The organism is Streptomyces sp. NPDC107498 (genome assembly GCF_055582805.1).
In genome coordinates this window covers 378,924-405,270 of sequence record NZ_JBVJPE010000001.1, presented here as the reverse complement: position 1 = coordinate 405,270, position 26,347 = coordinate 378,924, and the positions used below count along the sequence as shown (strand labels likewise).

Below are 26,347 nucleotides of genomic sequence, written 5' to 3'. Positions count from 1 at the left end.
GCCGCGCATCTTGAACACGAAAGTTTCGACTGTGAGTGACACACACCTGGGCGGGGCGGTCGCGACGAGCGCGCCTCCGTCCTCCGTCGACGGGGGCCTGGAGCCGGCCGCCCTCGCCGCGAAGTACGGCCTCGCCGTCAGCGGAGCCCGGCCCGGCCTGTTCGAGTACGTCCGCGATCTGTGGAGCCGTCGCCACTTCATCCTGGCCTTCTCCTCCGCGAAGCTGGCCGCCCAGTACAGCCAGGCCAAACTGGGCCAGGTCTGGCAGGTGGCGACCCCGCTGCTCAACGCCCTGGTCTACTACCTGATCTTCGGGCTGATCCTGGGCGCGGGACAGGGGATGAGCAAGGACGTCTACATCCCGTTCCTCGTCACCGGCATCTTCGTGTTCACCTTCACCCAGAGCTCGGTCATGGCGGGCGTGCGGGCGATCTCGGGCAACCTGGGCCTCGTGCGGGCGCTGCACTTCCCGCGCGCCACCCTCCCGATCTCCTTCTCGCTCCAGCAGCTCCAGCAGCTGCTGTACTCGATGATCGTGCTGGTGGCGATCGCGCTCTTCTTCGGCAGCTACCCCTCCCTCCGGTGGCTGCTGGTGATCCCGGCGCTGCTGCTGCAGTTCGTGTTCAACACGGGCCTCGCGCTGATCGTGGCCAGGATGGGCGCCAAGACGCCCGACCTCGCCCAGCTGATGCCCTTCATCATGCGCACGTGGATGTACGCCTCCGGCGTGATGTTCTCGATCCAGACCATGCTCGCCGACAAGCCGGCCTGGATCTCCGACATCCTCATGTACAACCCGGCGGCCGTGTACATGGACCTGATGCGCTACGCCATGATCGAGGGCTACAGCGCCCACAACCTGCCGGACCACGTCTGGATGACGGCCCTGATCTGGGCCCTCGTCTTCGGCGTCGGCGGTTTCGTCTACTTCTGGAAGGCCGAGGAGAGGTACGGCCGTGGCTGACACGAACCGGGACCGCGTCCCCACCGTCATCTGCGACGACGTCCACATCGTCTACCGGGTCAACACCGGGGGCGGCGGCAAGGGCAGCGCCACGGCTGCGCTCAGCCGGATCGTCGGCCGGGGCAAGGCCGAGGTCTCCCGGGGCGTCCGCAAGGTCCACGCCGTCCGCGGCGTCACCTTCACCGCCTACCGGGGCGAGGCCATCGGCCTCATCGGCACCAACGGCTCCGGCAAGTCCACGCTCCTGCGCGCCATCGCCGGCCTGCTCCCCACCGAGAGCGGCAAGGTCTACACCGACGGGCAGCCCTCGCTCCTGGGCGTCAACGCGGCCCTCATGAACGATCTCACCGGCGAGCGCAACGTGATCCTGGGCGGCCTCGCCATGGGCATGAGCCGCGAGGAGGTGCGCTCCCGCTACGAGGACATCGTCGACTTCTCCGGCATCAACGAGAAGGGCGACTTCATCAGCCTCCCCATGCGGACGTACTCCTCCGGCATGGGCGCCCGGCTCCGCTTCGCCATCGCGGCGGCCAAGAACCACGACGTCCTCCTCATCGACGAGGCGCTCGCGACCGGTGACCGCAAGTTCCAGATCCGCTCGGAGGAGCGCATCCGCGAGCTCCGCAAGGAGGCCGGCACGGTCTTCCTGGTGAGCCACAGCAACAAGTCCATCCGGGACACCTGCGACCGGGTGCTCTGGCTGGAGAAGGGGCAGCTCCTGATGGACGGCCCCACGGACGAGGTCCTCAAGGCGTACGAGCGCGAGACCGCGCGCTGAGGTCCCCGGGAGGAGCCCCCGCCGGATTCATCCGGCGGGGGCTCCTCCGGTTTCCGCGCGTCGCGCCACCACCTGGAATGTTCATGCGGTTAACTTCGGGCAGGATGGGCTCATGGCAGCGACCTCGGCGGGAAAGACCTACCACCACGGCGATCTGCGCAACGCGTTGGTCTGCGCGGCCGTCGACCTCGCCACCGAAGGCGGCCCCGAGCGGGTCGTCCTGCGCGAGGCGGCCCGCCGGGTCGGCGTCTCGCCCACCGCCGCCTACCGGCACTTCGACGGGCGCGGCGAACTCCTCCGCACCGTCCGGGCCCATGCCCGGCGGGAGCTCGCCGCCTCCATGGAGCGGGCCGCCGCCCGCGAGCCCGGCGCCGACGACCCCGTCCTCGCCGCCGAGCGCAGGGTCGTCGCCCTCTGCCGGGGATACGTCGGCTTCGCCGTGGAGCAGCCCGGCCTCTACCGGGCCGCGTTCTGCGTGCCCCGCCCCGCCGACGCGGGCGAGCCCCCGGCCGCCCGGCCCGCCGCCGAGCCCGAGATCCACGCGTTCACCCTGCTCAGGGAGGCGCTCGAGGCGCTCGCCCGGCAGGGCGCCGTCCGCCCCGGCGCCCGCCCCGCCACCGCGGCCGCGGCGTGGTCGGCCGTGCACGGACTGTCACTCCTCCTGGTCGACGGGCCCCTCCGTCGCCTCTCCGCGCAGGGCCGCGGCGGCGTCGTCGAGGCGACCCTCGCGATGGTGGTCTCCGGCGCGGCCGTCGGCTGATTTCCGAACTCCCCTGCCCGGCAGGCGGGTTGACGAGCGACGCGGGCCCCGTACGGGTGAGGCGGGCGACGCCCGCCACCCCGGAATGGCGAAGGTCGTCGTACAACGTAAGCTGGACCGGTCTGTTTCGCGGCAAGTAGGGCGATACCCGCGGCCATCGGGCCCGCGCGTGGCGGACCTACGGGCAGGGGTCGGCGGCGTGTCCGAAATAGGATGGATTGGATCGGCAGTGTAGAACGGGAGACGTGACGGCCATGACGCAGAATCTCCAGCTCCACGAGGGTGTCGCCGTCCCTCCGTCAGGAAGCGCCCAGTGACGGAGACCCGGCAGGCGCCCACCGACGCCTCCTCACGCACCACACTCGGCAAGGCCGCGGACGAGAACTTCCCCGTGGCCCCCTTCTTCCTGCCCCGCGCCTGGCGCGACGACCTCATGGCCGTCTACGGATTCGCCCGGCTCGTCGACGACATCGGCGACGGCGACCTCGCCCCCGGCGGCGCCGACGCCCGCCACCTCGGCGTCGGCCCCGAGGCCGCGGACGACCGGGTCGCCCTCCTCGACGCCCTGGAGACCGACCTCCACCGGGTCTTCGACTCCGCCCCGCACCACCCCCTGCTGCGCGCCCTCCAGCCGACCGTCCGGCGCCGCGGGCTCACCCCCGCGCCCTTCCTCGGCCTGATCGCCGCCAACCGGCAGGACCAGCTGGTCCGCCGCTACGAGACGTACGACGACCTCCTCGCGTACTGCGAGCTCTCCGCCAACCCCGTCGGCCGCCTCGTCCTCGCCCTCAGCGGCACCGACACCCCCGAGCGGATCCGGCGCTCCGACGAGATCTGCACCGCCCTGCAGATCGTCGAGCACCTCCAGGACGTCGCCGAGGACCTCGCCCGCGACCGGATCTACCTGCCCGCCGAGGACCTGGAGCGCTTCCGCGTCACCGAGCGCGACCTCGCCGCGCCCACCGCCGGCGCCTCCGTGCGGGCGCTGATCGCCTTCGAGGCCGAGCGGGCCCGCGCGCTCCTCCACGCGGGCGCCCCGCTCGTCGGCAGCGTCCACGGACGGCTCCGCCTGCTCCTCGCCGGCTTCACCGGCGGGGGACTCGCGGCCCTCGACGCGATCACCGACGTCGGGTACGACGTGCTGACCGGCCCACCGAAGGCCACCAAGCCGAGCCTGATGCGCCAGGCGGGAGCGGTTCTGCTCCGGGCGCGGAGAGAGGGGTGAGCGCGACCGTGGAGGCCCAGCACCAGCCGTCCGCACCGGTCCAGGCCGCCTACAGCTACTGCGAGGCGGTCACCGGACAGCAGGCCCGCAACTTCGCCTACGGGATCCGGCTGCTCCCGGCCGAGAAGCGACAGGCGATGTCCGCGCTGTACGCCTTCTCGCGGCGCGTCGACGACATCGGCGACGGCACGCTCGCGCCCGAGGACAAGCGGGAACGTCTCGAAGCCACCCGCGACGTCCTCGACCGCGTCCGCAAGGGTCTGATCGAGGAGGACGACACCGATCCCGTCGCCGTCGCCCTCGCCGACTCCGCCCGCCGCTTCCCGATCCCGCTCGACGGCCTCGACGAGCTCATCGACGGCGTCCTCATGGACGTGCGCGGCGCGACCTACGAGACCTGGGACGACCTCAAGGTCTACTGCCGCTGCGTCGCCGGCGCGATCGGCCGGCTCTCCCTCGGCGTCTTCGGCACCCAGCCCGGCGCCCAGGGCGCCGACCGGGCGCCCGAGTACGCCGACACCCTGGGCCTCGCGCTCCAACTCACCAACATCCTCAGGGACGTGCGCGAGGACGCCGGGAACGGTCGCACCTACCTGCCCGCCGACGACCTCGCCAAGTTCGGCTGCGGAGACGGCTTCGGCAGCGGGACCCCGGCCCCCGGGTCCGACTTCGCCGGCCTCGTCCACTTCGAAGTGCGGCGCGCCCGCGCCCTGTTCGCCGAGGGGTACCGGCTCCTCCCGATGCTCGACCGGCGCAGCGGTGCCTGCGTCGCGGCCATGGCCGGCATCTACCGGCGCCTCCTCGACCGGATCGAGCGCGACCCCGAGGCGGTCCTGCGCGGCCGCGTCTCGCTGCCGGGCCGCGAGAAGGCGTACGTCGCGGTGCGGGGCCTCTCCGGCCTCGACACCCGCACCATCGCCCGGCGCACCGTCAGGAGGCGTGCCTGATGCGCCCCTGCGGCCCCGCCCTCCGGGCAACCCCGGGCGCCGCCCCGGCGTCCCTGCCCGAGGCACTTCCGAAACCGACCACGACGACGACCCGAACGGAGGCGGTGTGAACCACGAAGGAACCGAGCGGAACACTCCGCCGGGCGTCTCCGCCGCCCCCGGGCCGATCCTCCGCACCGACCGGAACGGGAGCGTCGGCACGGGCGCCGTGACCGGCGGCCCCGGCACCGGCGGGGGGTCGCGGCCCCGTGCCGTCGTCGTCGGCGGCGGGCTCGCCGGCATCACCACCGGGCTCCGGCTCGCCGAGGCCGGCGTCCAGGTCACCCTGCTCGAAGGGCGGCCCCGGCTCGGCGGCCTCGCCTTCTCCTTCCGCCGGGGCCACCTGACCGTCGACAACGGCCAGCACGTCTACCTGCGCTGCTGCACCGCCTACCGCTGGTTCCTCGACCGGGTCGACGGCGCCCGGCTCGCCCCCCTCCAGGACCGCCTCGACGTCCCCGTGCTCGACGTCGCGCACCCCCGCGGCCCCCGGCTCGGCCGGATCCGCCGCGACGACCTCCCGGTACCGCTGCACCTCGCGCGCAGCCTCGCCGCGTACCCGCACCTCTCCCTCGCCGAGCGCGCCTCCGTCGGCCGGGCCGCGCTCGCCCTGAAGAAGCTCGACCCCGCCGACCCGGCGCTCGACGACATCGACTTCGCCACCTGGCTCGGCCGGCACGGACAGTCCCCGCGGGCCGTCGAGGCCCTCTGGGACCTCGTCGGCATCCCCACCCTCAACGCCCCCGCGCCGCAGGCCTCCATGGCCCTCGCCGCGATGGTCTTCAAGACCGGGCTCCTCTCCGAGCCCGGCGCCGCCGACATCGGCTGGGCCCACGTCCCGCTCGGCGAACTCCACGACACCCGGGCCGCGAAGGAGCTCGACGCCCTCGGCGTCCGCACCCTGCTCCGCACCAAGGCCGAGCGGATCTCCCGTACCGACGACGGACGTTGGACCGTCGACGTACCGGGAGAGCGGATCGAGGCCGACGCCGTCGTCCTCGCCGTCCCGCAGCACGAGGCCCACGGCCTGCTCCCCGAGGGCGCCCTCGACGCCCCCGACCGGCTCCTCGACATCGACACCGCCCCCATCCTCAACCTGCACGTCGTCTACGACCGCAAGGTGCTGAAGCGGCCCTTCTTCACCACGCTCGGCTCCCCGGTGCAGTGGGTCTTCGACCGCACCGACTCCTCCGGGCTGCTGAGGGGCGGGCCCGAAGGGCCCTCGGACGAGGGTGGTGAGGGGCGACGGGTGGGCCAGTACCTCGCCGTCTCCCAGTCCGCCGCCCAGGACGAGATCGACACGCCCGTCGCCGCCCTGCGCGCGAAGTACCTCCCCGAGCTGGAGCGGCTCCTGCCCGCCGCCCGCGGCGCCGGGATCCGCGACTTCTTCGTCACCAGGGAGCGGACGGCCACGTTCGCCCCCACCCCGGGCGTCGGCCGGCTCCGGCCCGGCGCCCGCACCAGGGCCCCGGGGCTGTACCTGGCCGGGGCCTGGACCGCCACCGGCTGGCCCGCGACCATGGAGGGTGCCGTCCGCAGCGGATTCAGCGCCGCGGGCGCCGCGCTCTCCGCCCTCGGCCGCCGCCATGACCATCCGCTGCAGGAGGCGGCATGAGTGTGAGTACCGGAACAAGAGGAGAGACCGTGCCGACAGTGCCGCCGGGACATCCGGCCGTCGACACCGCGGACGTGTCCGCACTGCTGGAGCGGGGGCGGACCCTGTCCACCCCCGTACTGCGGGCGGCCGTCGACCGCCTCGCGCCGCCCATGGACACCGTGGCCGCCTACCACTTCGGCTGGATCGACGCGCAGGGCAACCCCGCCGACGGCGACGGCGGCAAGGCGGTCCGCCCGGCGCTCGCCCTGTTGTCGGCCGAGGCCGCGGGCGCCGCGCCCGAGGTCGGGATCCCCGGCGCCGTCGCCGTGGAGCTCGTGCACAACTTCTCGCTGCTCCACGACGACCTGATGGACGGTGACGAGCAGCGCCGCCACCGCGACACGGTGTGGAAGGTGCACGGCCCCGCGCAGGCGATCCTCGTCGGCGACGCCCTCTTCGCCCTCGCCAACGAGATCCTGCTCGAGATCGGCACCGTCGAGGCCGGCCGCGCCACCCGCCGGCTGACCACGGCCAGCCGCAAGCTCATCGACGGGCAGGCCCAGGACATCTCCTACGAGCACCGCGAGCGGGTCACCGTCGAGGAGTGCCTGGAGATGGAGGGCAACAAGACGGGCGCCCTGCTCGCCTGCGCCGTCTCCATCGGTGCGGTCCTCGGCGGGGCCGACGACCGCACCGCCGACAAGCTGGAGGAGTACGGCTACCACCTCGGCCTCGCCTTCCAGGCCGTGGACGACCTGCTCGGCATCTGGGGCGACCCGGAGGCCACCGGCAAGCAGACCTGGAGCGACCTGCGCCAGCGCAAGAAGTCCCTCCCGGTCGTCGCCGCCCTCGCCGCGGGCGGCCCGGCCTCCGAGCAGCTCGGCGAGCTGCTCGCCGCGGACGCCAAGTCCATCGACTTCGACACCTTCTCCGAGGAGGAGTTCGCCGCCCGCGCGGCCCTCATCGAGGAGGCCGGAGGACGCGAGTGGACCTCCCAGGAGGCCCGCCGTCAGCACGCCGTCGCGATCGAGGCCCTGAACGAGGTGGACATGCCCGCCCGCGTGCGGGCGCAGCTCACCGCACTGGCCGATTTCGTGGTCGTACGGAAGAGATGATCACCATCACCCTGATATGAGTTCGCGGTCGCCGGCCGGTGCCACCCGGCGCCGGCCGACGGCAGACCCGCAGGAGCAGAAGGATCCGACTGCACAAAGGGGAAGCCATGACAGCGACGACCGACGGAAGCGCCGGGGCCGTGGGCCCCCGGGCGGCCGCGGCCAGCAAGACGAACGACACCGACGCCTTCGCGTCCGGTCTCGACGGCACCGCCGCGCGGGCCGTCGAACGGGCCGTCGAGCACCTGCTCGCCCGGCAGGACCCGGCCGGCTGGTGGAAGGGCGACCTGGAGACCAACGTCACCATGGACGCCGAGGACCTGCTCCTCCGCCAGTTCCTGGGCATCCTCGACGCCGACACCACCCGCGCCGCCGCCCTCCACATCCGCCGCGGGCAGGGCGAGGACGGCGCCTGGGCCACCTTCTACGGCGGGCCCGGCGAGCTCTCCGCCACCGTCGAGGCCTATGTGGCCCTGCGGCTCGCCGGGGACCCGCCCGAGGCCCCCCACATGGCCCGTGCCTCCGCCTGGGTCCGCGCCCGGGGCGGGATCGCCGCCGCCCGGGTCTTCACCCGGATCTGGCTGGCCCTCTTCGGCTGGTGGCGCTGGGAGGACCTGCCCGAGCTGCCCCCGGAGCTGCTCTTCCTGCCCAAGTGGTTCCCGCTCAACATCTACGACTTCGGCTGCTGGGCCCGCCAGACGATCGTGCCGCTCACCGTGGTCTCCGCGAAGCGCCCGGTCCGGCCCGCCCCCTTCCCGCTGGACGAGCTGCACACCGACCCCGCGCGGCCGAACCCGCCCCGGCCGCTCGCCCCGGCCACCGGCTGGGACGGGATCTTCCAGCGGCTCGACAAGGCGCTGCACCTCTACCACCGCTTCGCCCCGCGCGCGCTGCGCGGGACGGCCATGAACGTCGCCGCCCGGTGGATCGTCGAGCGCCAGGAGAACGACGGCTGCTGGGGCGGCATCCAGCCGCCCGCCGTCTACTCGATCATCGCCCTCCACCTCCTCGGCTACGACCTCCGGCACCCGGTCATGCGGGCCGGCCTGGAATCCCTCGACCGGTTCGCCGTCCGGCGCGAGGACGGCTCGCGGATGATCGAGGCCTGCCAGTCGCCCGTCTGGGACACCTGCCTCGCCACCATCGCCCTCGTCGACGCGGGACTCCGCCCCGACCACCCGGCGCTGGTGAAGGCGGTGGACTGGATGCTCGACGAGGAGATCACCCGGACCGGCGACTGGGCGGTGCGCCGGCCCGGACTCCCGCCGGGCGGCTGGGCGTTCGAGTTCCACAACGACAACTACCCCGACATCGACGACACCGCCGAGGTCCTGCTCGCCCTGCGCCGGGTCGAGCACCCCGACCCCGCCCGGGTGGAGGCGGCCGTCGCCCGCGGCGCCCGCTGGACGCTCGGCATGCAGTCGCGCAACGGCGCCTGGGCGGCCTTCGACGCCGACAACACCAGCGCCTTCCCCAACAAACTGCCGTTCTGCGACTTCGGCGAGGTCATCGACCCGCCCTCCGCCGACGTCACCGCCCACGTGGTGGAGATGCTCGCGTACGAGGGAATGGCCGGGCACCCGCGCGCCCGCCGGGGCATCGAGTGGCTGCTCGCCGAACAGGAGCCCAACGGCGCCTGGTTCGGCCGCTGGGGCGTCAACCACGTGTACGGCACGGGCTCGGTGCTCCCCGCGCTCGTCGCCGCCGGACTGCCGGGATCCCACCCGGCGATCCGCCGGGCCGTCGGATGGCTCGCGACCGCGCAGAACGACGACGGCGGCTGGGGCGAGGACCTCCGCTCGTACAAGGAGGAGGAATGGGTCGGGCGCGGCCCCTCCACCGCCTCCCAGACGGCCTGGGCGCTGATCGCCCTCCTCGCCGCCGGCGAGCGCGACTCCGAGCCCGTCCGCCGGGGCGTCGCCTGGCTGGCCGGTACCCAGCGGGAGGACGGATCCTGGGACGAGCCGTACTTCACCGGCACCGGCTTCCCCTGGGACTTCTCCATCAACTACCACCTCTACCGGCAGGTGTTCCCGCTCACGGCGCTCGGGCGCTACGTGTACGGGGACCCCGCGCCGCGCAAGGCGGACTGATGGGCCGCGAGCCCGGGCCGGGCGCCGGCCCGCCGCTGCTGATCGCCTGCGCGCTCGGCATCGAGCAGTTCGCCCTGCGCAGCGGGGAGCGGGGCGGCGCGCCCGGCCCGGTGACCGTGCTGCGCACCGGCATGGGGCCGGACCGGGCCCGCCGGGCCGTGTCCCGGGCGCTCGGCGAGGAGCCCTGGCGGGACGCCGCGGTGATCGCCTCCGGCTTCTGCGCGGGCCTCGCCCCGGGCATGCGCCCGGGGGACCTGATCGTCGCCGACGAGACCCGCGCCCCCGACGGCACGACCCTCTGCTCCGGGACCGAGCTCCTGGTGAAGGCCCTGGTCAAGGCGGTGCCCGGGCGGGCGGTCCACACCGGGCCGCTGATCGGCTCCGACCACGTGGTGCGCGGCCCCGAGCGGGCCGCGCTGGCCGCCGACGGCGCGATCGCCGTCGACATGGAGTCCGCCGCCACCCTCCGTACCGCCCGGGCCGCCGGAGCGCTCGGGGACGGGCCGGACGCCCGCCCGGTTGCGGCCGTCCGGGTGGTCGTGGACGCTCCGGAATATGAACTGGTCCGGATTGGCACGGTGCGCGGGGGAATATCGGCCTTCCGCGTTCTTCGCGCCGTCCTTCCCGCATTCTTCGAATGGCACCGTTCTTTGCTGCTCCCCAGGAGGTGAGCGAGTTATGGCCATGCCGCTCCGTCAGTCCATCCGGGTCGGGACCTACCTCTTCGAACAGAAGCTCCGCAAGCGGGACAAGTTCCCGCTGATCGTCGAGCTGGAGCCGCTCTACGCCTGCAACCTCAAGTGCGAGGGCTGCGGAAAGATCCAGCACCCGGCGGGTGTCCTCAAGCAGCGCATGCCGGTCGCCCAGGCGGTCGGCGCGGTCCTGGAGTCCGGGGCCCCCATGGTGTCCATCGCGGGCGGCGAGCCCCTGATGCACCCTCAGATCGACGAGATCGTGCGCCAGTTGGTGGCCCGTCGGAAGTACGTCTTCCTCTGCACCAACGCGTTGCTGCTGCGCAAGAAGCTGGAGAAGTTCACCCCCTCCCCGTACTTCGCCTTCGCCGTCCACATCGACGGGCTGCGGGAACGGCACGACGAGTCCGTCGCCAAGGAGGGCGTGTTCGACGAGGCGGTGGCGGCCATCAAGGAGGCCAAGCGGCGCGGCTTCCGGGTCACCACCAACTCGACCTTCTTCAACACCGACACCCCGCAGACCATCATCGAGGTGCTCAACTTCCTCAACGACGACCTCCAGGTCGACGAGATGATGATCTCGCCCGCCTACGCCTACGAGAAGGCCCCCGACCAGGAGCACTTCCTCGGCGTCGAGCAGACCCGCGAACTCTTCAAGAAGGCCTTCGCCGGAGGCAACAGGCGCCGCTGGCGGCTCAACCACTCGCCGCTCTTCCTGGACTTCCTGGAAGGAAAGGCCGACTTCCCCTGCACCGCCTGGGCCATCCCCAACTACTCCCTCTTCGGCTGGCAGCGCCCCTGCTATCTGATGAGCGACGGATACGTCCCCACGTACCGCGAGCTCGTCGAGGACACCGACTGGGACAAGTACGGCCGCGGCAAGGACCCGCGCTGCGCCAACTGCATGGCGCACTGCGGCTACGAGCCCACCGCCGTCCTCGCCACCATGGGCTCCCTCAAGGAGTCGCTGCGCGCGGTCCGGGAGACCGTCTCCGGGAGCAACGGGTGAGTGCCTCGTGAAGGGCGGGTTCGACCTGCGGACGCTGCTCTCCGAGCGCGGCGGCGAGCGGTACGAGCTGCACGCCAGGTACCTCAACCACCAGCTGCCGCGCATGCTGCACACCATCGGCTTCGACAAGGTCTACGAGCGGGCCGAGGGCGCCCACTTCTGGGACGCCGACGGCGTCGACCACCTCGACATGCTCGCCGGCTTCGGCGTGATGGGACTCGGGCGGCACCACCCCGTCGTCCGCAAGGCCCTCCACGACGTCCTGGACGCCGGGCTCGCCGACCTCACCCGCTTCGACTGCCAGCCGCTGCCGGGCCTCCTCGCCGAGAGGCTGCTCGCCCACAGCCCCCACCTCGACCGGGTCTTCTTCGGCAACAGCGGCACCGAGGCCGTGGAGACCGCCCTCAAGTTCGCCCGGTACGCCACCGGACGACCGAGGGTCCTCTACTGCCACCACGCCTTCCACGGGCTCACCACCGGCTCCCTCTCCGTCAACGGCGAGCAGGGCTTCCGGGAGGGCTTCGACCCGCTCCTGCCGGACACCGCGATCGCCCTCGGCGACCTCGACGCCCTGGAGCGGGAGCTGCGCCGGGGCGACGTGGCCGCCTTCGTCGTCGAGCCCGTCCAGGGCAAGGGCGTCCACGAGGCGCCGCCGGGCTTCCTCCGGGGCGCCCAGGAGCTGCTGCACCGGCACGGCGCGCTGCTCGTCGCGGACGAGGTGCAGACCGGCCTCGGCAGGACCGGCGACTTCTACGCCTACCAGCACGAGGAGGGCGTCGAGCCGGACCTGGTCTGCGTCGCCAAGGCGCTCTCCGGCGGCTACGTCCCGGTGGGCGCCACCCTCGGCAAGGACTGGATCTTCAAGAAGGTCTACTCCTCGATGGACCGGGTCCTGGTCCACTCGGCGAGCTTCGGGTCGAACGCGCAGGCCATGGCCGCCGGGCTCGCCGTCCTCTCGGTCATGGAGGACGAGGGCACCGTCGCGCACGCCCGGCGGATCGGCGACCTGCTCTCCGGCCGCCTGAGGGAGCTCGTGCCGCGGTACGAGCTGCTGCACGAGATCCGCGGGCGCGGCCTGATGATCGGGATCGAGTTCGGGCGGCCGTCCTCGCTCGCACTGCGCGGGCGCTGGACGATGCTCCAGGCGGCCCGCAAGGGCCTCTTCGCCCAGATGGTCGTCGTCCCGCTGCTCCAGCGGCACCGGATCCTCACCCAGGTCTCCGGGGACCACCTGGAGGTGATCAAGCTGATCCCGCCGCTGGTCATCGACGAGGCGGACGTGGACCGGTTCGTCACCGCCTTCACCGCGGTCATGGACGACGCCCACGGCGGCGGCGGGCTGATGTGGGACTTCGGGAAGACGCTGGTCAGGCAGGCGGTCGCGCAACGCTGACCGGTTCTCGACGTCGATTTTGCCTCTGAGGCAAGAAACTTGCCTCAGAGGCACGATCCTGGCGGAATGGACGCATGGACCACGTCCCCGGGGACACCTCCCCGGACCCCGCCACCCCCGGCGTCCTGCCCGACGTCGCCCCGCAGCTGCGGGCCCTGCGCCGCCGCCGGGGGCTCACCCTGGAGGCCGCCGCCCAGCGGGCAGGCCTCTCGCCGGCCCACCTCTCGCGCCTGGAGACGGGGAACCGGCAGCCCTCGCTGCCGATGCTGCTGGCCCTGTCCCGCATCTACGGTACGACGGTCTCCGAGCTCCTGGGCGAGACGCCCGTCGAGCGCGACCCCGTCGTCCGGGCCGACCGCTCCGAACCCGTCGAGGCCGACGGCTGGACCTATCGCCAGGCGGGCGGCGCCGGGCGCGCCCTCCAGTGCCTGCGGGTCCACGTGCCGTACGCCACCCGGGCCGACATCGTGCGCGTCCACCCCGGCGAGGAGTGGATCCACGTCCTGGAGGGGCGGGTGCGGCTCGCGCTCGGCGAGGCCGTCCACGTCCTCGACCCCGGGGACAGCGCGCACTTCGACTCGCTGACCCCGCACCGGATCGGCGCCGCCACGTCCGGCGGGGCCGAGCTGCTCTTCGTCCACACCCTGATGCAGAGCCCCGTCGCCGAGCTGTGCCTCGGCGACGGGTCCCCGCACCGGCGCTGACGTCCAGAAAGGACCGACATGCCCGAGAAGTCCGTACCGGTCACCGGCGAGGAGCGCGGTGAAGGCAAGTTCCCCAGGGGCCTCGTGCTCCGCCTCTTCGCCTACCTGGTCGCGGGGCACCTCTTCGCCGGCTTCCTCTACCTGCTCTTCGCGATGGGCGCGCAGGGCAGGTAGGAGGCCTCACGCCTCCGTGAGCAGCCGCTCCCGCAGGCGCTCGCGGGTCTCCGGGGCCAGCTTCAGGCCCTGTGCGAGGTAGGCGTCCACCGAGCCCCAGGTCGCCTCGATCGTCTCGAAGGCGGCCCCCAGGTACTCCGCCCGCGCGTCGAAGAGCGGGCTCAGCAGCTCCATCACCTCGGGCGACATCGCGTCCGGGGAGGTGGAGCCGCGGCGTATCCTGTAGCGGCGGTGCGGGGCGTTCGACTTCACGTAGTCGGCCGCGATGGCCTCCCGCTCGACCCCGACCGCGAGCAGGGTGATCGCGACGGCGAGCCCGGCCCGGTCCTTGCCGGCCGCGCAGTGCATGAGGGCCGGGACGCTCTCCTCCGCCATGGAGTGCAGGACCCGGCTGTGCTCCATCGTCCGCTCGACCACCATCCTCCGGTACGAGTCGGACATGCGGGCGGCCGCCTTGCCGTCGCCGAGGACCCCCCGCAGCTGCGCGACCTCGCCGTCGCGCACCAGCTTCCAGAACTCCTTGCCGTCGGCCGGGTCGTTGAGGGGTATGTTCACGTTCCGCACGCCGGGCAGGTCGACGTCCGCGCCCTCGATCCTCCGGTCCGCCTCGTTGCGGAAGTCGAAGACGGTGTGCAGGCCCAGTGAGGCGAGGAAGGCGGCGTCGTCCTCCGTCGCGTGGGCGAGGTGGCCGCTGCGGAAGAGCCGGCCGGGGCGGACGGCGCGTCCGTCCGTCGTCGGCAGGCCGCCCACGTCCCGGAAGTTGCGGACGCCCGTCAGCTCGGGCTCGGCGGCTTCGGTGGGCGGGACCTGCGGCAGCTGCTGCGTCACGGCTGCTCCTGTTCTGTCGATCGGTTCCTGGGGCAATCATCTCGGGTGGGGGCCCCGGCACGCACCCCCTCGGACGGTAATGGGTGATCTGTCCGTATTGAGGAGTTCGGCATAACCCGCCCTGGTTACGGGGGAGATGAGGATCGGCGCGTGAGCAGCGTCATAACCGTGACGGACCGTGCCTGATCGTCTTTTCCAAATGCCCCCCGGAAAAAGGAGGTCGGAGCGCCGCCATCCACGGAGGGTGACCGGAATTCCGGCCGGACGCCGAGGAATTCCGGAGCGCGTGAAAACCGTGGCTTGTTCGCGCCGACCCGCTCGTCTAGCGTCGCGCTCAATCCGGACGGACCGCCGAATCCTGCCACCGACCGGAATCCGCACTCACCCGTACGAGGCAGGAGCGGGGGACCCAGGTAAGTCGCCGATCCCTTCGAAGAAGGACGGCTCGGGGTGAAGCCGCGTGGACACGCGGCCGGACATCTCCAGTCCGAACCCGACAGCTCACCTCGCAGGCGCCGGAGAGGAATTCGCCATGCCCGCGAAGGGTAAGCACCGTCGCACCAAGTCCAACCGTCTGACCCGCGGCATCGCCGCCGCCGGTACCGGCGGCGCCGTCGTCGCCCTCCCGCTCCTCGGAGCCACCGGCGCCCACGCCGCCGAGCAGGCCGCCCCGGCAGCCGCCTCCGCCCAGGTCGTCGCCCACCTGGAGACCGTCGCGCCCGCCCACGCGAAGGCCGCGCCGAAGACGTACTCCGTCGTCCGGGGCGACTACCTCTCGAAGATCGCCGGCGAGCACCACCTCGCGGGCGGCTGGCAGAAGCTGTACAAGGACAACCGCCAGGTCATCGGTGAGGACCCCTCGCTGATCCTGCCCGGCATGAAGCTCGTCCTCGGTGCGAAGAACACCGCCGGGACCGCCGCGCCGAAGGCCGACCACCAGAGCGAGCGGAGCTCCGCCAAGAACGGTGACAGCGCCCCCCGCGCCTCCCGTGGCAGCGAGCGCTCCTCGGCCCCGGCCGCCCCGGCCGCCGCCACCTCGTCGTCCCCGTCGGCCGGCACGACCTCCTCCTCCGGCTGGGTCGCCCCGATCGCCGGTGCCGGCACGTCGACCCCGTACCACCAGTCCGGCTCCATGTGGTCCTCCGGTTACCACACCGGTGTCGACTTCATCGCCTCCACCGGCACCCCCGTCCACGCGGTCGGCCCCGGCACCGTCTACTCCGCCGGCGACGGCGGCGCGTACGGCAACCAGGTCGTCATCCAGCACGCCGACGGCACCTTCTCGCAGTACGCCCACCTCTCCTCGATCTCCGTCTCCGCCGGCCAGACCGTCAACGGCGGCGACCAGATCGGCCTCTCCGGCGCGACCGGCAACGTCACCGGCCCGCACCTGCACTTCGAGATGCGCACCGGGCCGGAGTACGGCTCCGACATCGACCCGCTGGCCGCCCTCCGCCAGCACGGCGTGAGCATCTGACGCGCCGTCGTCCTCTGCTCGTCCTCCGGAGGCCCGGCACCCAGGTGCCGGGCCTCCGGCGTATTCCGGCTTGGCGGAATCTTTATCGGTGGCATATGTCACCCGCCGTCAACCCCTCCTTACGGTCGCGTAGGTCACATCCGAAGGGGGAGGATGTGCCCCCGTGGCAGACGATTCGAGATCAAAAGACAAGAACGCATTCGGGTCGTACGCGGCGATCGGTGACAGCTTCACCGAGGGCGTCGGCGACCCCGGCCCCGACGGGACGTACGTCGGCTGGGCGGACCGCTTCGCGGTCCTGCTCGCCGACCAGCTGCCGGAGCACGACGCCTTCCGCTACGCCAACCTGGCCGTACGCGGGCGCCTCCTCGACCAGATCGTGGCGGAACAGGTCCCGCGGGCGAAGGAACTCGCCCCCGACCTGGTGACCTTCTGCGCGGGCGGCAACGACATCATCCGCCCCGGGACGGACCCGGACGACGTGGCCGAGCGCTTCGAGCGCGCCGTCGCCGACCTCACCTCCGCCGTCGGCACCGTCATGGTGACCACCGGCTTCGACACCCGCGAGGTGACCCTCCTCAAGCACCTGCGCGGCAAGATCGCCACCTACAACGGTCACGTCCGGGCCGTCGCGGACCGCTACGGCTGCCCGGTCCTCGACCTGTGGTCGCTGAAGTCCGTCCAGGACAGGCGCGCCTGGGACGACGACCGGCTGCACCTCTCGCCCGAGGGACACACCCGCGTCGCCCTGCGCGCCGCCCAGGTCCTCGGCCTGCCCGTGCCCGCCGACCCGGACCAGCCCTGGCCGCCGGTCCCGCCGCGCGGCACCCTGGAGGTGCGCCGCGACGACATCCACTGGGCCCGGGAGTACCTGGTGCCCTGGATCGGGCGCCGGCTGCGCGGCGAGAGCTCCGGCGACCACGTCGGGGCCAAGCGCCCCGACCTCATGCCCCTGTAGGCCGTGGCGCGGCGGGGATCCGCTCCAGGACCCCGCCGGCGAACACGTCGTACAGCGGCAGCGTCTCCAGGTGGACGTAGCCGATGTGGCAGTCGCAGACGGCGAGGGGGCAGGCGCGGGGACGCAGCGCGGCACGGTACGAACCGTCGTACAGGTTGCCCAGTTCGGCCCTGACGAAGTGGCAGCGCCGCACCGTCCCCCCGCCGTCCACCGAGACCACCGACTCCCCGGTGCGGCAGGGCAGCCCCGCCGAGCGGTGCGGATGCCGGCTGTACGGGAACAGCGGGTCGAGCTCCGCCCACCCCTCGGCCTCCGCGTCGGTGTACGTGTGTCCCTCGGCCGCGTTCACCCAGAGGTAGACGTGCGGCGGCAGCGCGTCCCGCAGCCGGCGGGCGTGTTCCCGGTGCTCGGGCAGGCCGACCACCCCGACGCTGTACCGGACGCCCCGCTCCGCCAGCTCGTGGCACTTCGCGAGGAACCGCTCGTACGGAGTCTGCCCCGGGTGGTACGTGCACCACAGGGCCACGCTCTCCGGGTCCGCCTCCGCCAGCCACTCCGTCCGGCAGCTCAGATTGGTCTGGATCGCCACCCGCTCCACGTGCGGCAGCCGGGACAGCTCGACCAGCGCCCGCCGGTACCAGGACCGGACGAGCCCCTCGCCCCACGGGGTGAAGAGGATCCGCAGCCGGTCCCCGGTCTGCGCGGCGGCCCAGCCGGTGAACCGTTCGAGCGCCGCCCGGTCCGCACGCAACTGCTCCCGGCTGTCCCGGCGCTTGGCGAAGGGACAGTACGGGCAGTCGAAGTCGCAGGAGGAGAGCGGGCCGCGGTAGAGCAGGGTCAGGTCCACGACCGCCGCCTACTTCGCCTCGTACGAGGCCATCGCGGCCCGCACGGCGGGGGAGAAGAGCTCGGGGCCCAGTCCGTCGGAGTGCGCGAGCCCCTCGGGCGACAGCCGCAGCAGCCCCGCCGGGGCGTCTGCGAGCCAGCCGTACTCCCCGAACCGGGCGAGCTCCGGGCCGAAGTCCGCGAACGGCGAGGAACCGAACCGCTCCTCGTACCCGGCGACCGGCATCCCCTCGGCCTGCAGCAGCGACTGGAGCAGATGACGGCGACGGGCCTCGTCCCCGTCCACCGCCCGGCCCATCTCCGCGCGGGAGAAGTCCTCCGTCTCCGTGTACGCGTCGATGATCGAGCGGATCTCCCGCATGTCGACGGCGTAGTCGAAGGAGTAGTGCAGGGCCGAGGTGTACGAGCGGGCGCCGCAGCCCAGGCCGATCATGCCGTCCGTCTGGCAGGCGTGGTCGTCCGGGCCGGCGGGGCCCGCGTCCGTGCGGCGGAACATCCGCATCGACACCTGCTCGTAGCCGTGCGCCAGGAGGTGGTCCCGGCCGTACCGGTACAGCCGCAGCCGCGACGCGTCCCACTCCCGGTCGGCGGCCGCCGGGTCCTGGATCCGGCCGAGACCGGTGAGCGGGCGCACGTACAGCGGATAGAGGTACAGCTCCTCGGGCCGCCAGGCGAGGGCCGCGTCGAGCGAGACCCGCCAGGACCGCTCCGTCTGCCCGTCGATGCCGTAGATCAGGTCGATGTTGAGCACGGGCACGCCCGTGTCCCGGATCCGGCCGAGCGCCGCCTCGACGTCCGCGCGGCGCTGCGGCCGGACCGCCGCCCGCGCCTCGGCCTCCACGAAGCTCTGCACGCCGATGCTGAGCCGCGTCGCGCCCCGGTCCGCGAGCACCGCGAGCCGGTCGGCGGTCGCGGTCGCCGGCGAGGTCTCCACGGAGAGCGGCACCGCCCGCAGGTCCACGCCCGTCCGCTTCTCGGCGATGTCGCAGAGCCGCGACAGCTCGGCGGCGGTGAGGAAGGTGGGCGTGCCGCCGCCGAACGCGGCCGTGGCGAACCGCACCGGCGACGAGTCCCCCAGGGCCTCGCGGACGGTGGCGGCCTGGCGGTCGAGGGCGTCGAGGTAACGGGTGGTCAGTTCGTCCGGTGCGCCGATCCGGGTGAAGAGGTTGCAGAAGCCGCAGCGGACCTCGCAGAAGGGTATGTGCGCGTACAGGGAGAGCGCGTCCTTCGGCTCCCCGGCCCAGAGGGCGGACAGCTCCGGGCGCCCGGGCAGCGCGCGGTACGCCGTCTTGTGCGGGTAGGCGTAGACGTAGCTCCGGTACGGGCGCGGGGTGCCGCTCATGCCGCCGCCCCGTCCTCGGGTCCGGCCAGGACGAACTGCGCGTACGGCACGGTCCACACGACCTCGTGGCCGAGCCGGTGCCCGGTGAAGCCGTCCTCCCCGTACGCGGTGCCGTGGTCGGAGCAGACGATCGCGAAACAGGGACGCCGGCTGCCCATCGCGGCGAAGAGCCGCCCGATGTGCCGGTCGACGTACTCCAGGGCGGCCGCGTGCGTCTCCCGCGAGTCGCCCGCCCCGCGGGTCGCCCCCGGCAGGTGGAACCAGTTGGGCTGGTGCAGCGCCGACACGTTGACGAAGAGGAAGAGGCGCTCCTCGCGGGGAAGGCCGGCGACGACCTCCTCGGCGCACGCGACCTGGGACTCGAAGGACGTCGGGGAGGCGACGCCGAAGGAGGGCTCCCAGTGGCTCTCCCGGAACAGGCCGGGAAGGACGGAGCCCAGGGGCGGCTGCTTGTTGAAGAAGCCCACCCCGCCGACGCACACCGTCCGGTAGCCCTCGTCCGCCAGCGCGGAGACGAAGTCCGGGGTGTCGTGGACCCAGGTGCCGTCCGCCGTCGACTCGCTGCCCGCGAAGCGGGCCGCGAACAGCCGCGGGTGGGGGCCCCGGGCCGCGGGGGTCGGCAGGAACCCGGCGAAGATCGCCTGGTGGGAGGCATACGTGAAGCTCCCGGGCGCGTGCCGCCGTTCCCAGACGCCCCCGGGGAGGTGACGGACCAGGTTCGGGATGCGGCCCTCGGCCGCGAGCTCGGCGGCCACGTCGTACCGGAGGGTGTCGAGGGTGACCAGGAGCAGATCGTGGCTGCCGACGATCTCGTTCATGTCGGGCTGGTTCACGTGGTGCTCGTTCCTGTGGTGGTGCGAGGGGCACGGATGGTGCGAGTGGGGTCGTGAGGGGCACGGACGGTGCGAGTGGAGCCGCGAGGAGGTTCTGCGCCCCGGCCGCTCCGGAACTGCGCGGCGACCTGCGTCGCGTACGTGTCGAGCCCCTCGGCGCCGCTGCCGGGCAGGCCCGTGAGACCGGGCAGCAGATCGCCGAAGGCGTTCACCTCGCCCACGGCGAACCGGCGCCACCCGGTCGCGGGCAGCAGGTCGACCCCCACGCACCGGGTGCCCGGGAAGACGGCGGCGGCCCGCTCGCAGACCGCGAGCGCGTCCGCCCACCGGCCGCCGGCCGCGGCGATCGCCGCCCGCGCGGCGTCCAGATCGCCCCGGGCACCGCCCAGGTGCAGATTGGTCATGGGGGAACGGCTGGTGCGGAGCACGGCGTGGGTGGCCCGCCCGTCGACCACCACCACCCGCAGATCGGCCGCCCGGCCGCCCTGGGTCGCCTTCGGCAGCCAGCGCTCGACGTGCAGTCCGTCGGGAGCGAGGGCGTCCACGATCGCCGCGACCTCGCGCTCGCCCGTGTAGCGCCGCACCCGCAGGGAGTTGAAGAGCCGTCCGTCGGCCCCGCGCTCCACCGAGGTGGTGGCCTGGACCCGGCCCGCGCCGGTCGTCTCCACCGCGAGCACCCCCGAGGCGGAGGAGCCGTGCGCGAGCTTCACGAACACCCGGCGCAGTCCCGCCCCGGCGGTCACCGCCCTGACGTCCGCCCAGCCGCGCACCGCCGGGGCGTCGGGACCCGAGGTCGGCGACTCGGGCACCGGGACCCCGGCCGCCCGGAGCCGGCCGTGGCTCAGCCTCTTGTCGAACAGGACCGCGAGCTCGGCCGGATCGTCGACGAGGACGGCACCCGCCTCCGCGACGGAGCGGGCGAGGCCCGCCACGGCGGCGGTGAACCGCCCGTACCAGCGGCCGGTGCCCTCGACCCGGGCCGGATCGTCGACCCCCCGCAGCAGCCGGTCGGCCTCCGGATCCTCGCCGGGCGAGTCGAGGCGCACGGTCTCGCCGGCGGCGAACCCCGCCCGGCCCCGGAGCACCTCGGGCCAGGACACCGCCCGCGCCTCGGGCAGCCCGGCGGCCCGCAGCGCGTCCCGGAAGAACGCGACGCGGCGGCCCGCCGGATCGCCGACGACCACGGGGCGCGGGCCGGAGGTCATTCGGCGACCGCGACGTAGCGCCAGACGTCCCCGTCGCCGTCGTCCTCGCCCACCTGCGCGTCACCGAGGTCGACGGTCACGCCGTACGGGACGAGCGCGGCGCGGACCCGCTCGCACATCGCCTCCGACAGGTAGTGGTGGGAGAGGTCGAGGTGGGAGAGGTGGGTCAGCGGCTGCCCGTCGAGAAGGGCCGCCGCGCCCGCGTCGGTGAGCACGCCCATGGACAGGTCGAGGCGCTCCAGGCGCGCGACGACGGGCGCGCCCGCGACGGCGGCCGCCACGGCGTCCTGGATCACGCTGTCGCACAGGCCCAGGCGGCGCAGGGCGGGGAACGCCGTGCCGGCGAGGAGCGGCGCCAGGTCCTCGGGGGTGCTGTCGCCGCCGTACTCGTCGGTGCCGAGCCAGAGTTCCAGGTTCTCCAGGGCGGGCAGGTCGCTGCCCACGATCCCCCGCACCACTTCGGCGCCCAGGCCGCCGGTCTCCACGACCAGGGTCTCCAGACCGGTGTGCCGGATCGACGGGAACGCCAGCTCCGAGCCGCCGCGCACGCCGAACTCGCGGAGGGCCGGGTAGGCGGCGAGGAGCGGCGTCACGTCGGACTGGACGATCCAGGAGATCTCGCAGTCCTCGCCGGTCATGTCCCCGAGGAACACCGCCTCCAGGGCCGTCAGCCGGTCGTTGGCGCCGATCAGCGCGGTGACGATGTCGGCGGACGAGTTCTCGTAGGCCTCGTCCCAGCCGCCGACGACCAGCGCGCGCACCCGACCCGTGTCGACCGTCTTCAGGAACCGCTCGAACTGCGGTCCCCACAGCTCGTCACCGGGGTCGGAGTAGGTCGGGGAGGAGATCCGCCAGGCGACCGAGTCCGTCGCCGGCAGCTCGACCTCCGCGTCCGTGCCCGGGAAGTCGAACACGGGCAGGCCGTGGAATTCCTGCAGGTAGGTGCCAACGGTCATGGCGGCGCTCCAGACAACGGTCGAGACGGGTCGGCTGACGCAGAGAGTTCTACCAAGCGGCACCGACAACACCCTTCGCCGGGTCGCCCCCGGACCGGTTGTCAGTGCCGGGCCCTAGCGTCGTTCCCGTGTCCGGCAGCACGTGCCGGACGGGGAGGGGAGAGCCATGTACCGGCAGGGAGACGTGCTGATCGCGCCCGTCGCGGAGACGGCCGTTCCGCAGCGGGTGAGGGAGGCGGCGGGGGAGCCGAGGGACGGCCGGGGCCGCCTGGTCCTCGCCCTCGGCGAGGTCACCGGACACGCCCACGCGATCCCCGGCCCCGGCCGGCTCGTGCGGGAGCCGGGGCCGCTCGGCCCGTTCCTGCTCGAACTGCCGGAGGGCGGACGGCTGGTGCACGAGGAGCACGCGCCGATACCCCTGCCCAAGGGCTGGTACCGGGTGGTGCGGCAGCGGGAGTACGTGCCCGGCGCGTACCGGATCGTCGCGGACTGATGTCCGCCGGAGAAGCAGGGAAGGACATGGGGGACACCGAGATGAACCGCACCACCACCGACAGATGGCGGGCCGTCGCCGCCGCCACCGGGCCCGCCGACCGTTCCGCCGCCGAGACCGGCGTCCGGCTCGCCTACCGCTCGGCGGGCCTCGCCGAGCCGGAGCGCGTCCTCTGGGCGGACTCGCCGCTCGCGGCCGTCACGCTCCTCCGGGGCCTGACGGACACGGGCCGTTCGGTACGGGACGAGGTGCGCACCCGACCGTGGGCCGAGGAGCGCCGCCGTCTCCACGACGCGCTCGGGCCGGCCGGCTGGGCGGCCCACTGGCAGGCGACCGGGGCGCCGCTCTGGGACCTCACGAGGGCCCTCGTCGACCAGATGCGCGCCGCGGCGACGGAGGCCTTCGAGGAGGCGGGCGACGTCCGTCTCGTGCTGCTCGACGCGGTGCTCGGTCAGCACGACGCCGCCTGGCTCGCCGCCTTCGACGGGCACGGGGAGCGCCTCGCGGGCCTCGCCGCCGTCGCCGAGCACGCCGGCTGGTGGTGGCCGTACGAGAACGCCGTCGTGCTCTGCGAGCGGCCCGTCGAGCTCCACCGGGACGAGGCCGGACGCCTCGACCGGGGCGACGGCCCCGCGCTCGCCTTCCGGGACGGTTTCGCCCTCCACGCCTGGCGGGGGGTGCGGGTCTCCGCCGGGTTCCTCGCCGGTCTCACCGACCTCACCCCCGAGCGGATACGCGAGGAGGAGAACGCCGAACTGCGGCGCGTGATGCTGGAGCACTACGGCTACGACCGCTACCTCGCCGCCTCCGGTGCCCGGCACGAGCACAGCGACGGGACGGGCGTCCTCTGGCGGATCGAACTCGCCGACGACGAGGACGTCGCGATGGTCGAGGTCGTCAACTCCACGCCCGAGCCGGACGGCACCCACCGGACGTACTGGCTGCGGGTGCCGCCCGGGACCCGGACCGCCCGGGAGGGCGTCGCCTGGACCTTCGGGCTGCGGCCCGAGGAGTACGAGCCGCTCGTCCAGACCTGAGCGCACGCCCGGGACCCGGCCGCGGTTGGTGCGGAGAGGTGAAGGGAGCCACCGGTCAGGAGTGGCGCGCGGGAGGCGGCGGCGCCGGGTGTTGGGATGTGCCCGCCGGAGCCCCGGCACCCCCCACCTCCGAAGGGACCGCCCGTGACGATCCGCCGGCCCAGTGCCGCCCGCACCGCCCGTCTGCTCGCCGCCACCGCCGTGCTCGGTGGCCTCCTCGCCGGCACGGCGGCCCCCGCCCTGGCCGTCGCGCCCGGGCGGACCGCCCCCCGCACCACCGTCCGGGAGACCGCTCCGGCCACGGTCACCGTCACCGGCCACGGCCGCGCGTCCGCCGCGCCCGACCTGGCGATCCTGTCCGTCGGGGTCGAGGCCACCCGTCCGACGGCGAAGGCGGCGATGACGGCGCAGACCACCGCCGCCGAGACGGTGCTCGACGTGCTGCACAAACAGGGGATCGCCGACCGGGACATCCGCACCGACAGCCTCGCGCTCACCCCGGTCTACACCCAGAACAAGGACGGGGAGAGCAAGGTGACCGGCTATCAGGCGGGCCAGTCCTTCTCCGTGAAGGTCCGCGACCTCGACAGGACCGGCCAGGTCATCAGCGCGGTCAACGACGCCAAGAAGGACGCGGGCCGGATCAACGGCGTCGTCTTCGACGTCGCCGACCCGTCCGCGCTGCGCGCGAAGGCCCGCGAGTCCGCGTACCAGGACGCGTACGACAAGGCGGTGCAGCACGCCCGGCTCAGCGGCCACCGACTCGGCCGGCTCGTCTCGCTGAGCGAGGGCGAGTCCGTACGCCCCGGCCCCGGCGCGGCCCCCGAGGTCTCGGCGGACGAGCCGACCGTTCCCCTGGCGCCGGGCGAGATCGAGGAGCAGGTCACGGTCTCGGCGGTCTACGAGCTGATCTGAGGGGTCGGCGGCCGGGGCCGGGCTTCGCACCGTCCGGCTGCCGACTCCGTACGGACCCCGGTTACGGCCTACGCCCCGTCCGCGCCCGTGGCCCCTCCCCGGTCTCGCCCTCGGCCCCGTTCTCGGCCTCCCGGTCCGGGATCACCATGCTCTGGTCCGGGGTCACCACCTCCCGGTCCGGGAGGTCCAGCTCACGGGCGAGGGCCGTGTCCGCCCAGCGGAGCATCGTGGCGCGGGGGAGGGCGCAGGCGTAGGCCGTCGTCTGGACGGCGAGGCCGTCGAGGAGGGCGGTGAGCCGCCAGGCCGCCGCCGGATCCGCGCAGCGGAACCCACCGGCCGCGGCCCCCTCCGCGATCACCCGGGTCACCGCCTTCCACTCCCGGTCGAGGGAGGCGGTGACCCGGCGCAGCTCCGGATCGCGGAGCGAGACGGCCCAGCCCTCGATCCACAGCCGCCAGCCCTTGGCCCGGCCGGTCGGGGCGTACCGGCGCACCGCGGCCCGCAGCCGTCGCACGGCCGTGGAACGCCGCCCGAGCAGCCGCCGGAGCTGGGCGAGGTCGGTCTCGCAGGGCGGGAAGGACGGGAGGGGCGGGACCTTACTGAACGGAGGTTCAGTAAGGTCGACCGGCCCGGCCGTCTCCGGCTCGGGCCGCCCATAATGGAACGACCCCCAGAGATCAGGAGGTCCTGTGACCGGTACCGGCTCCGACCGTTCGCCACGGGCCCGGCTGCGCGAGCTGCGCCCCGAGTCCTTCGGCGCGGAACCCACGGGTGAGCGCCTCGCCCGGATCCGCCGCTCGCCGAACTTCGCGGACGGGATCTTCCAGAACCCCGAACCGGCGCGGCGCAGCCCCTCCGGGTCCGGCGTCGAGTTCGCCAAGGTCTACTTCGAGAAGGAGGGGCGCGCGCGCCGGGTCCCCACCGGCGCGATCCCGGTCCACCCCACCACCCTCGCCGATCTGGCCGAGCCCCCGGCCACCGGCCTGCGCCTGACCTGGATGGGACACTCCGGCGTCCTCGCGGAGATCGACGGCCACCGGGTCCTCTTCGACCCGGTCTGGGGCGACCGCTGCTCCCCGTTCCCCTTCGCCGGCCCCAAGCGGCTCCACCCGGTGCCCGTGCCGCTCGCCGAGCTCGGCCCGGTCGACGTCGTCGTGATCTCGCACGACCACTACGACCACCTCGACCTGCCGACGATCAAGGCGCTGGCCACCACGGACACGCTCTTCGCGGTGCCGCTCGGCGTCGGCGCGCACCTGGAGCGCTGGGGCGTGCCCGCCTCCCGCCTGCGCGAGCTGGACTGGAACGAGTCCACCGAGGTCGGCGAGCTCCGGCTCACCGCCACCCCGGCACGGCACTTCTGCGGCCGGGGCCTGCGCAACAAGCAGCACACGCTCTGGGCCTCCTGGGTGGTGCGGGGTCCGGCCCACCGGATCTTCCACAGCGGCGACACCGGCTACTTCTCCGGTTTCAAGGACATCGGCGCCGCCCACGGCCCCTTCGACGCCACCATGATCCAGCTCGGCGCCTACTCGGAGTTCTGGACCGACATCCACATGACTCCCGCCGAGGGCGTGCGGGCTCATCTGGACCTCCAGGGCGGCCGGCCGGGCGGTGTGCTGCTGCCGATCCACTGGGGCACCTTCAACCTCGCCCCGCACGCCTGGGCGGAGCCGGGGGAGTGGACGAAGGACGCGGCGGAGGAGGTCGGCCAGGCGGTGGCGTTCCCCCGCCCCGGCGAGCCCTTCGAGCCCGCGGGGAAGCTGCCCGGGGAGCCGTGGTGGCGGGCGCTCTCCCGCCCGATCCCGTACCCGTGGCGCCGTCCCCGGGACGTCGAGGTCGCGGCCGGGGAGACGCGCAGCGACGATCTCGACCTCGCGGGCGACCGGTGACGTCGACCGGGGACGCGCTCGCCGCGGACGCCCCTTCCGATGCGCAGGCGCCCTGCACGTCGGACGGGCCTCTCG

25 protein-coding genes, 1 pseudogene and 1 riboswitch are annotated in these 26,347 nt (G+C 73.5%); of the genes and pseudogenes, 19 read left to right on the top strand and 7 right to left on the bottom strand.

Going from position 1 to position 26,347, the window contains the following annotated elements; all coding sequences use genetic code 11:
• The first annotated feature begins 31 nt into the window (after nucleotides 1–31).
• From ACZ66Z_RS01860 to ACZ66Z_RS01800, 13 genes are all read left to right on the top strand, one after another.
• On the top strand, nucleotides 32–964 hold the full coding sequence (locus tag ACZ66Z_RS01860) for an ABC transporter permease (protein ID WP_469931982.1): 933 nt from the start codon (nucleotides 32–34) through the stop codon (nucleotides 962–964).
• Nucleotides 957–1,742: an ABC transporter ATP-binding protein gene (locus ACZ66Z_RS01855; protein ID WP_086826592.1), complete on the top strand. Its 786-nt coding sequence runs from the start codon at nucleotides 957–959 to the stop codon at nucleotides 1,740–1,742. The genes ACZ66Z_RS01860 and ACZ66Z_RS01855 overlap by 8 nt, the downstream gene beginning before the upstream one ends.
• A gap of 112 nt (nucleotides 1,743–1,854) precedes the next feature.
• Nucleotides 1,855–2,502: a TetR/AcrR family transcriptional regulator gene (locus ACZ66Z_RS01850; RefSeq protein ID WP_469931981.1), complete on the top strand. Its 648-nt coding sequence runs from the start codon at nucleotides 1,855–1,857 to the stop codon at nucleotides 2,500–2,502.
• Between the two features lie 313 nt (nucleotides 2,503–2,815).
• Nucleotides 2,816–3,727, top strand: a complete 912-nt coding sequence (gene hpnC / locus ACZ66Z_RS01845; RefSeq protein WP_469931980.1) for a squalene synthase HpnC — start codon at nucleotides 2,816–2,818, stop codon at nucleotides 3,725–3,727.
• Nucleotides 3,724–4,674 carry a presqualene diphosphate synthase HpnD gene (hpnD, locus tag ACZ66Z_RS01840; RefSeq protein ID WP_469931979.1) on the top strand — a complete coding sequence of 317 codons (951 nt, stop codon included), beginning with the start codon at nucleotides 3,724–3,726 and terminating at the stop codon, nucleotides 4,672–4,674. Before hpnC ends, hpnD begins: the two co-directional genes overlap by 4 nt.
• A gap of 208 nt (nucleotides 4,675–4,882) precedes the next feature.
• Nucleotides 4,883–6,328, top strand: coding sequence for a hydroxysqualene dehydroxylase HpnE (hpnE, locus tag ACZ66Z_RS01835; RefSeq protein WP_469932252.1), 1,446 nt, complete (start codon nucleotides 4,883–4,885; stop codon nucleotides 6,326–6,328).
• Nucleotides 6,325–7,425 carry a polyprenyl synthetase family protein gene (locus tag ACZ66Z_RS01830; RefSeq protein WP_469931978.1) on the top strand — a complete coding sequence of 367 codons (1,101 nt, stop codon included), beginning with the start codon at nucleotides 6,325–6,327 and terminating at the stop codon, nucleotides 7,423–7,425. Before hpnE ends, ACZ66Z_RS01830 begins: the two co-directional genes overlap by 4 nt.
• Before the next feature lie 107 nt (nucleotides 7,426–7,532).
• Nucleotides 7,533–9,518, top strand: a complete 1,986-nt coding sequence (gene shc / locus ACZ66Z_RS01825) for a squalene--hopene cyclase (RefSeq protein WP_469931977.1) — start codon at nucleotides 7,533–7,535, stop codon at nucleotides 9,516–9,518.
• Nucleotides 9,518–10,189: a phosphorylase family protein gene (locus ACZ66Z_RS01820; protein WP_469931976.1), complete on the top strand. Its 672-nt coding sequence runs from the start codon at nucleotides 9,518–9,520 to the stop codon at nucleotides 10,187–10,189. The genes shc and ACZ66Z_RS01820 overlap by 1 nt, the downstream gene beginning before the upstream one ends.
• A gap of 7 nt (nucleotides 10,190–10,196) precedes the next feature.
• Nucleotides 10,197–11,219 carry an adenosyl-hopene transferase HpnH gene (gene hpnH / locus ACZ66Z_RS01815; RefSeq protein WP_469931975.1) on the top strand — a complete coding sequence of 341 codons (1,023 nt, stop codon included), beginning with the start codon at nucleotides 10,197–10,199 and terminating at the stop codon, nucleotides 11,217–11,219.
• A gap of 7 nt (nucleotides 11,220–11,226) precedes the next feature.
• Entirely contained in the window at nucleotides 11,227–12,612 is a 1,386-nt protein-coding gene (locus tag ACZ66Z_RS01810; RefSeq protein WP_469931974.1) for an aspartate aminotransferase family protein, read from the top strand.
• Between the two features lie 74 nt (nucleotides 12,613–12,686).
• Nucleotides 12,687–13,316 (top strand): helix-turn-helix domain-containing protein, encoded by a 630-nt coding sequence (locus ACZ66Z_RS01805; protein WP_469931973.1) that lies wholly within the window; start codon nucleotides 12,687–12,689, stop codon nucleotides 13,314–13,316.
• An 18-nt stretch (nucleotides 13,317–13,334) separates the two neighbouring features.
• Nucleotides 13,335–13,490: a DUF6126 family protein gene (locus tag ACZ66Z_RS01800; RefSeq protein WP_469931972.1), complete on the top strand. Its 156-nt coding sequence runs from the start codon at nucleotides 13,335–13,337 to the stop codon at nucleotides 13,488–13,490.
• A 6-nt stretch (nucleotides 13,491–13,496) separates the two neighbouring features.
• Here ACZ66Z_RS01800 and ACZ66Z_RS01795 read toward each other — a convergent pair whose 3' ends face one another.
• Nucleotides 13,497–14,318, bottom strand: a complete 822-nt coding sequence (locus ACZ66Z_RS01795) for a tyrosine-protein phosphatase (protein ID WP_469931971.1) — start codon at nucleotides 14,316–14,318, stop codon at nucleotides 13,497–13,499.
• A 372-nt stretch (nucleotides 14,319–14,690) separates the two neighbouring features.
• A riboswitch (cyclic di-AMP (ydaO/yuaA leader) is annotated at nucleotides 14,691–14,848 on the top strand.
• Nucleotides 14,849–14,850: 2 nt separating this feature from the next.
• Here ACZ66Z_RS01795 and ACZ66Z_RS01790 point away from each other — a divergent pair.
• Together ACZ66Z_RS01790 and ACZ66Z_RS01785 are read left to right on the top strand one after the other, a co-directional pair.
• Nucleotides 14,851–15,795 carry a M23 family metallopeptidase gene (locus tag ACZ66Z_RS01790; protein ID WP_469931970.1) on the top strand — a complete coding sequence of 315 codons (945 nt, stop codon included), beginning with the start codon at nucleotides 14,851–14,853 and terminating at the stop codon, nucleotides 15,793–15,795.
• A 163-nt stretch (nucleotides 15,796–15,958) separates the two neighbouring features.
• Complete coding sequence (locus tag ACZ66Z_RS01785) at nucleotides 15,959–16,753, top strand: SGNH/GDSL hydrolase family protein (protein WP_469931969.1); 795 nt, start codon at nucleotides 15,959–15,961, stop codon at nucleotides 16,751–16,753.
• On the opposite strand, the gene ACZ66Z_RS01780 is transcribed toward ACZ66Z_RS01785, so the two are convergent.
• From ACZ66Z_RS01780 to ACZ66Z_RS01760, 5 genes are read right to left on the bottom strand one after another with little or no spacing between them, the layout of a single operon-like run.
• Entirely contained in the window at nucleotides 16,740–17,600 is an 861-nt protein-coding gene (locus ACZ66Z_RS01780; protein ID WP_469931968.1) for an STM4011 family radical SAM protein, read from the bottom strand. The two genes, ACZ66Z_RS01785 and ACZ66Z_RS01780, sit on opposite strands and share 14 nt — an antisense overlap.
• Nucleotides 17,601–17,609: 9 nt before the next feature.
• Complete coding sequence (locus tag ACZ66Z_RS01775) at nucleotides 17,610–18,941, bottom strand: STM4012 family radical SAM protein (RefSeq protein ID WP_469931967.1); 1,332 nt, start codon at nucleotides 18,939–18,941, stop codon at nucleotides 17,610–17,612.
• On the bottom strand, nucleotides 18,938–19,759 hold the full coding sequence (locus ACZ66Z_RS01770; RefSeq protein WP_469932251.1) for an STM4013/SEN3800 family hydrolase: 822 nt from the start codon (nucleotides 19,757–19,759) through the stop codon (nucleotides 18,938–18,940). Before ACZ66Z_RS01770 ends, ACZ66Z_RS01775 begins: the two co-directional genes overlap by 4 nt.
• 11 nt (nucleotides 19,760–19,770) lie before the next feature.
• Nucleotides 19,771–20,979 (bottom strand): STM4014 family protein, encoded by a 1,209-nt coding sequence (locus ACZ66Z_RS01765; protein ID WP_469931966.1) that lies wholly within the window; start codon nucleotides 20,977–20,979, stop codon nucleotides 19,771–19,773.
• Nucleotides 20,976–21,935, bottom strand: a complete 960-nt coding sequence (locus tag ACZ66Z_RS01760) for an STM4015 family protein (protein ID WP_469931965.1) — start codon at nucleotides 21,933–21,935, stop codon at nucleotides 20,976–20,978. The genes ACZ66Z_RS01765 and ACZ66Z_RS01760 overlap by 4 nt, the downstream gene beginning before the upstream one ends.
• Before the next feature lie 166 nt (nucleotides 21,936–22,101).
• Between ACZ66Z_RS01760 and ACZ66Z_RS01755 the strand changes: the two genes are divergently transcribed.
• The 3 genes from ACZ66Z_RS01755 to ACZ66Z_RS01745 all read left to right on the top strand — a co-directional run bounded on the left by ACZ66Z_RS01755 (nucleotide 22,102) and on the right by ACZ66Z_RS01745 (nucleotide 24,380).
• The gene (locus ACZ66Z_RS01755) at nucleotides 22,102–22,428 is read left to right on the top strand and encodes a hypothetical protein (protein ID WP_469931964.1); all 327 of its coding nucleotides are present in this window, start codon (nucleotides 22,102–22,104) and stop codon (nucleotides 22,426–22,428) included.
• A 26-nt stretch (nucleotides 22,429–22,454) separates the two neighbouring features.
• Nucleotides 22,455–23,465 carry a DUF6745 domain-containing protein gene (locus ACZ66Z_RS01750; protein ID WP_469931963.1) on the top strand — a complete coding sequence of 337 codons (1,011 nt, stop codon included), beginning with the start codon at nucleotides 22,455–22,457 and terminating at the stop codon, nucleotides 23,463–23,465.
• 144 nt (nucleotides 23,466–23,609) lie between these two features.
• Nucleotides 23,610–24,380, top strand: a complete 771-nt coding sequence (locus tag ACZ66Z_RS01745; protein ID WP_469931962.1) for an SIMPL domain-containing protein — start codon at nucleotides 23,610–23,612, stop codon at nucleotides 24,378–24,380.
• Nucleotides 24,381–24,441: 61 nt separating this feature from the next.
• Here the strand turns inward: ACZ66Z_RS01745 and ACZ66Z_RS01740 are convergent.
• Nucleotides 24,442–24,945, bottom strand: a pseudogene (locus ACZ66Z_RS01740) (TetR family transcriptional regulator C-terminal domain-containing protein); the annotation flags it as partial.
• Nucleotides 24,946–25,069: 124 nt separating this feature from the next.
• Between ACZ66Z_RS01740 and ACZ66Z_RS01735 the strand changes: the two are divergent.
• Entirely contained in the window at nucleotides 25,070–26,272 is a 1,203-nt protein-coding gene (locus tag ACZ66Z_RS01735) for an MBL fold metallo-hydrolase (protein ID WP_469931961.1), read from the top strand.
• The last annotated feature ends 75 nt before the right edge of the window (nucleotides 26,273–26,347 follow it).

Bases quoted from the DNA above. Each gene is read 5' to 3' on its own strand.
- ACZ66Z_RS01755 (WP_469931964.1), top strand. From the start codon at position 22,102: ATGTACCGGCAGGGAGACGTGCTGATCGCGCCCGTCGCGGAGACGGCC.
- ACZ66Z_RS01750 (WP_469931963.1), top strand. From the start codon at position 22,455: ATGGGGGACACCGAGATGAACCGCACCACCACCGACAGATGGCGGGCC.
- ACZ66Z_RS01805 (WP_469931973.1), top strand. From the start codon at position 12,687: ATGGACCACGTCCCCGGGGACACCTCCCCGGACCCCGCCACCCCCGGC.
- ACZ66Z_RS01800 (WP_469931972.1), top strand. From the start codon at position 13,335: ATGCCCGAGAAGTCCGTACCGGTCACCGGCGAGGAGCGCGGTGAAGGC.
- ACZ66Z_RS01760 (WP_469931965.1), bottom strand. From the start codon at position 21,935: ATGACCGTTGGCACCTACCTGCAGGAATTCCACGGCCTGCCCGTGTTC.
- ACZ66Z_RS01770 (WP_469932251.1), bottom strand. From the start codon at position 19,759: ATGAACGAGATCGTCGGCAGCCACGATCTGCTCCTGGTCACCCTCGAC.
- ACZ66Z_RS01820 (WP_469931976.1), top strand. From the start codon at position 9,518: ATGGGCCGCGAGCCCGGGCCGGGCGCCGGCCCGCCGCTGCTGATCGCC.
- hpnH (WP_469931975.1), top strand. From the start codon at position 10,197: ATGGCCATGCCGCTCCGTCAGTCCATCCGGGTCGGGACCTACCTCTTC.
- ACZ66Z_RS01765 (WP_469931966.1), bottom strand. From the start codon at position 20,979: ATGACCTCCGGCCCGCGCCCCGTGGTCGTCGGCGATCCGGCGGGCCGC.
- ACZ66Z_RS01790 (WP_469931970.1), top strand. From the start codon at position 14,851: ATGCCCGCGAAGGGTAAGCACCGTCGCACCAAGTCCAACCGTCTGACC.
- ACZ66Z_RS01830 (WP_469931978.1), top strand. From the start codon at position 6,325: ATGAGTGTGAGTACCGGAACAAGAGGAGAGACCGTGCCGACAGTGCCG.
- shc (WP_469931977.1), top strand. From the start codon at position 7,533: ATGACAGCGACGACCGACGGAAGCGCCGGGGCCGTGGGCCCCCGGGCG.
- ACZ66Z_RS01850 (WP_469931981.1), top strand. From the start codon at position 1,855: ATGGCAGCGACCTCGGCGGGAAAGACCTACCACCACGGCGATCTGCGC.
- ACZ66Z_RS01775 (WP_469931967.1), bottom strand. From the start codon at position 18,941: ATGAGCGGCACCCCGCGCCCGTACCGGAGCTACGTCTACGCCTACCCG.